Source organism: Pedobacter sp. BAL39, assembly GCF_000170795.1.
In the GTDB taxonomy this organism is placed as follows: Bacteria; Bacteroidota; Bacteroidia; order Sphingobacteriales; family Sphingobacteriaceae; genus Pedobacter.
Window position 1 is genome coordinate 1 of sequence record NZ_ABCM01000044.1, and the last position, 4,364, is coordinate 4,364.

Annotated in this window: 4 protein-coding genes; all 4 read right to left on the reverse strand. The window is 45.2% G+C overall.

Annotated elements, in window-relative coordinates:
- Positions 1-635: STN domain-containing protein (locus tag PBAL39_RS24390; RefSeq protein ID WP_008246845.1), on the reverse strand; the 635-nt coding region annotated here is incomplete at its 3' end.
- A 151-nt stretch (positions 636-786) separates the two neighbouring features.
- A complete protein-coding gene (locus tag PBAL39_RS24395; RefSeq protein WP_008246846.1) occupies positions 787-1,947 on the reverse strand; it encodes a FecR family protein in 1,161 nt (386 codons plus the stop codon).
- Between the two features lie 75 nt (positions 1,948-2,022).
- Positions 2,023-2,613: an RNA polymerase sigma factor gene (locus PBAL39_RS24400; RefSeq protein ID WP_008246847.1), complete on the reverse strand. Its 591-nt coding sequence runs from the start codon at positions 2,611-2,613 to the stop codon at positions 2,023-2,025.
- A 127-nt stretch (positions 2,614-2,740) separates the two neighbouring features.
- Positions 2,741-4,159, reverse strand: coding sequence for an SDR family oxidoreductase (locus tag PBAL39_RS24405; protein ID WP_008246850.1), 1,419 nt, complete (start codon positions 4,157-4,159; stop codon positions 2,741-2,743).
- Positions 4,160-4,364: the final 205 nt, after the last annotated feature.

A 4,364-nucleotide genomic window follows, 5' to 3' on the forward strand; every position in this document is an offset into this window, starting at 1 on the left:
CTCGGTGCCAGCACAATCATCATTAGCCCGGTTTTTACTGGAACTTCCTTTAAAATATATCCGACATAGCTGATCTGAAGTACATCCGATTCATCCAGTCCCTGAATTGAAAATTCGCCATTTGCACCGGTGTTGGTCACCTTTCCTGTACGTTTAACACGTACGGAGGCGCCTTGTAAACCGACGGATGCCGAATCCACGATGCGTCCTCTCACGTCAATTTTGTTCTGAAAGGCGGACAGCGTTATCTTCTTTAGTCCATCTAATAAGGAGCGTTCCCTTCTTGAAATGACGACAGACTTTTGCGCGATCTTAAAATTGAGCTCGGTACCGACAAATAGCTGCTCCAGTACCTTTTCCAATTCCATCTGACTGACATTGATATTTACCGGTTTACTTTCCTTTAATACAGAAGCAGGCACCAGGAAGTCCAGCCCACTTTGCGTGCTGATCTTATCAAACACCTTCATCAGGGGCGTGTTCCTTTCGTTAAGGGTAATCTTCTGTGCATACCCCGCAGCACTTACCTGCAGGATTGCCGTGATCAAAATGAAGGTGGTTAGCCTCATAATCAACAATAGTTTAGCTAAGGCACGCGAAGGTGCCCATAGTTCTTTGGTCAATATTTTATACATTTACGTTGGTTTGGTTGTGCAGCATGCCGTTCATTGTCGAGATGCGTCGGCAGCTGCTAATGGCTGATAATTTTTGCTGAACCTTACCGATGGGGATACCGTGTTCAGCGGTATCCTTTTTTCAGGCTCCTGTGATTAATGAATGGTATATTTATTCCAGTACCGTCACCCTCCTTCCTTCAATTTTAAATTTAACCAACCCGGTGTTTTCAAGCATCTTCAAAACATCCGAGATGGGTTTATAACGAGAGATTTTTCCGCTGAAGCCATCGTTGGACAGTTTCCCTTCATACTTCACGTCGATATCATACCATCGCGCCAGCTGCTCCATAACTTCTCCCACATGCGCATCATTGAAACGGAAAAAGCCCTCTTTCCAGGCGATGGCTTCTGAAACATCCACCTCCTTAACGGAAAGCCCGCGGCCATCATTTGTGGCCTGTTGCCCGGGTTTCAATAACCTTTGCTCATCTCCATACCTGACCTTTACCGAGCCCTCTACAAGGGTGCTGACCATCTTTTGGTCTTCGGCATAAGCCTTGACATTAAAATGTGTACCCAAAACTTCCAGCTCCTGCCCTTTGCACATAACGACGAAGGGATGGGCCTTATCCTTAGCCACATCGAAAAAACCTTCACCGTTTAGTTTAACCAGGCGTTTGCCCTTCTGTAACAGGTGACTGGAAAAGGTAAGACTGGATGCTGCGTTCAAGTGCACTACAGAACCATCCGGCAGACGTAGCTGATAGGTTTCTCCTCTTGCTGTGCTCAGCACCTGAGTTGCAGAATTGCCGTTGTCCGCATTCCTAATCTCATAAATTACCTGTCCATCAGCCGACTTACTGATCTTTACCCCAGCTTCTTCGGCAAGTGTTCCATTATTGGCTTCATCCAGCTTGATCCTGGAACCATTTGATAAGGTGAGTGTAGCGCCCTGCTTTCCAGGAGCAATGTCATTTAGATAGGCGAAGTCATCCGAACTCCTGTCTTGGTATTGGTTATAAAATAAACCCACAGTAAGGATACATAAGAGGATGGCCGCAACAAGTCCCGCTCTAAACCATATCCGGCGACGTAAAGGTTGCAAAGCATTAGCATCGCCCAGCACACTTTTCAGTACACGTCTTTTGCGGATCGCGGGCATCTCCAGGGCTTCGGTTTGGGCTGTAAAAGAGGCAGCGAGCAAATCCTTTATCTCTTCCGCATAAACCGGGTTTTCCAGATAAATGGAAAACTCCTGCGCTTCAATAGCCGTTAAGTTATTTTCAAAATGCCTGGCCAGCAAGGCAGACAGGCGGACGTGACTGTGCATGATTTGATCTCCCCTTTATATGTACGACGCATCAAAACGAAAAGAGGGTAGTCGATTTTTAAAAAAAGTATAGAATTATTTGAAAAGAAAGGAAATCAGTGCAGGATACAGGAAAGAACTCCTTTTAAAATGTTCCCGAATCGTTTTTAGTGCAAGTTTCATATGATAATGTACTGTATCAGGAGAGATATTCATTTCCTTGGCCGCATCTTCATATTTCAATCCCTGCTGATGACAAAGTTCGTATGCTTTACGTTGCTGATCGGGCAAAGATTGTATGGCTTCATTCAATAAAACCACCGTTTCCCGGTAGTCAAGTTCAGTATTCAGATCGCTGACTTCCATTGCGGCCTCTTCACTCAATCCGGTGTTGATCTTCGCAGATAACATGTTTTTCCGAAGGATGGTATAGGCCTGATTACGAACCAGTCGGGTGATGTAGGCTTCAAAATGCTCAATTTCAGGGAGTTTTTCTTTCAGCGTCCATATTTTCTGGAAGATATCCTGGACGATTTCTTCAGCCTGATCATCTGACCGGGTTAGCTTTCGTCCGAAACCATACACATACCGCTGATAGTGGTCAAACAAAAGGAAAAACGCATGGTGATCCCCCTGTGCAATTTTTGCCAGAATAATATTTTCCTGATTGAGGGGTTTCAAAGCCATAGTGTCAGCTCAACTGCATTGATGGTGGAGGTTCAGATCGATAAAGATGCTACATTTTAGATTAAAGATGATATTTTTTAAAAAATCCCTGCAATCAAAAAACTTAAAACACCCAGGGTTCTGCAGCCTATCCCGCAATTTTTCTGATCATCCCATTAAAAATAAAATAATGGAATGGGAGGACAGCATACCAGTACAATCGGCCCGCTATTCCAAGGGGGCGGAAAGTAGCAGTCTGCCGGATACAGTCACCTTCAATTTTAAACTCCAGCCACGCTTCTCCAGGAAGTTTCATTTCTGCATACAGCAGGAGTCGTTTTTCCTCCCGGTTTGCGTAGATTACTCTCCAGAAGTCCAGGGTATCACCTGCACTTACTACATTCATATTTCTCCTGCCCCTTGACAAACCCACCCCCCCAAATAGCTTGTCTATAAAACCTCTGAAGCCCCACAGCCAGTCTGCATAATACCATCCGGCCTTACCACCAATAGCGAAAATTCGACCTACAGCCTGCTCGGGATCCTTGGTTTTTAATGTTTTTTTATCGGTAAATACCCCATTTTCAGGAACGGCCATCTGCTTCTTTACCATTTCACGGGAATGCTCGCCCCCCACAGCGTCATACCAACTGGAGAGCACCATATTTTGTTCAATTTTATCGAAAGCCAATGCAATTGCCTCTTCATAGGGAATCAGCTTGATGTTTAATCGATCAGCCAGGTCATTTGGCTCAGCCACCACATCTACGCGCATGCTGTCCACCAGGTTTCTCGCCAGTGTATACGATGTAGAAGTCACGAAATACAACCAGTAGGATGACAACTTCGGGGTCATCACAGGGACAGAATAAATGTGCCGCTTTAACCCTCTTGCCCTGGCAAACCGCATCAGCATCTCTTTGTACGTCATGATGTCGGGCCCATAAATGTCGTAATAGTGGCCATAGCTGAATTCCTTCAACAGCACTGACGATAAGAACTGGATCACGTTACGTATAGCAACAGGCTGGCATCTGGTATTCAGCCATTTTGGAGCGATCATCACCGGTAACTTTTCTACCAGATCCCTTATAATTTCAAAGGAAGCACTGCCAGAACCGACAATAATCCCAGCACGAAGGGTTGTAAGTGGGACTTTGCCCTCACCAAGTGTATCTTCTACCTTTTTTCTGGATGACAGGTGTTCCGACAGCTCATCACTGTTCACAATGCCACTTAAGTAAATCACCTGACGAGCAGTGGTCTGCCCAATGGCTTCCGTAAAATTCCGTGCAGACTGTGCTTCCCGCTCTCCAAATTTACCTCCTCCACTCATCGAATGTACCAGATAATAGGCTGCATCAATCTCTTTTGGAAAACTGTTCAGACTATCCCTGTCCATCAGGTCGGCTTCAATGATCGTCACCGCTTGTTGATGCCCAAATTTACCCAGGTTAAACCTCGCGCTAACCCTGACCACGCAGGTGACCTGATGCCCCTGTTCTAATAAAACCGGCAGCAGTCGCTGGGCGATATATCCGGTAGCACCGGTCAGTAAGATGTTCATATCCGTAAATTATACTTCAACAACGAACACTGAGCTGAAAGGTTTTACGGCAACACCATATGACAACCTGACGAAAACTTACGGGAATATATTGTTTAAATTCCTAGATTAGTCCAATCAAACTACGACCATCAACTATGAAAACCATTAACGCCACCCTTACCCTATCATTCTTGCTCTGCATATTTACGTTTTCTTCATATGC

Excerpts from the sequence above, each read along its gene's own strand:
- PBAL39_RS24395 (WP_008246846.1), bottom strand. The coding sequence starts at position 1,947 with ATGCACAGTCACGTCCGCCTGTCTGCCTTGCTGGCCAGGCATTTTGAA.
- PBAL39_RS24400 (WP_008246847.1), bottom strand. The coding sequence starts at position 2,613 with ATGGCTTTGAAACCCCTCAATCAGGAAAATATTATTCTGGCAAAAATT.
- PBAL39_RS24405 (WP_008246850.1), bottom strand. The coding sequence starts at position 4,159 with ATGAACATCTTACTGACCGGTGCTACCGGATATATCGCCCAGCGACTG.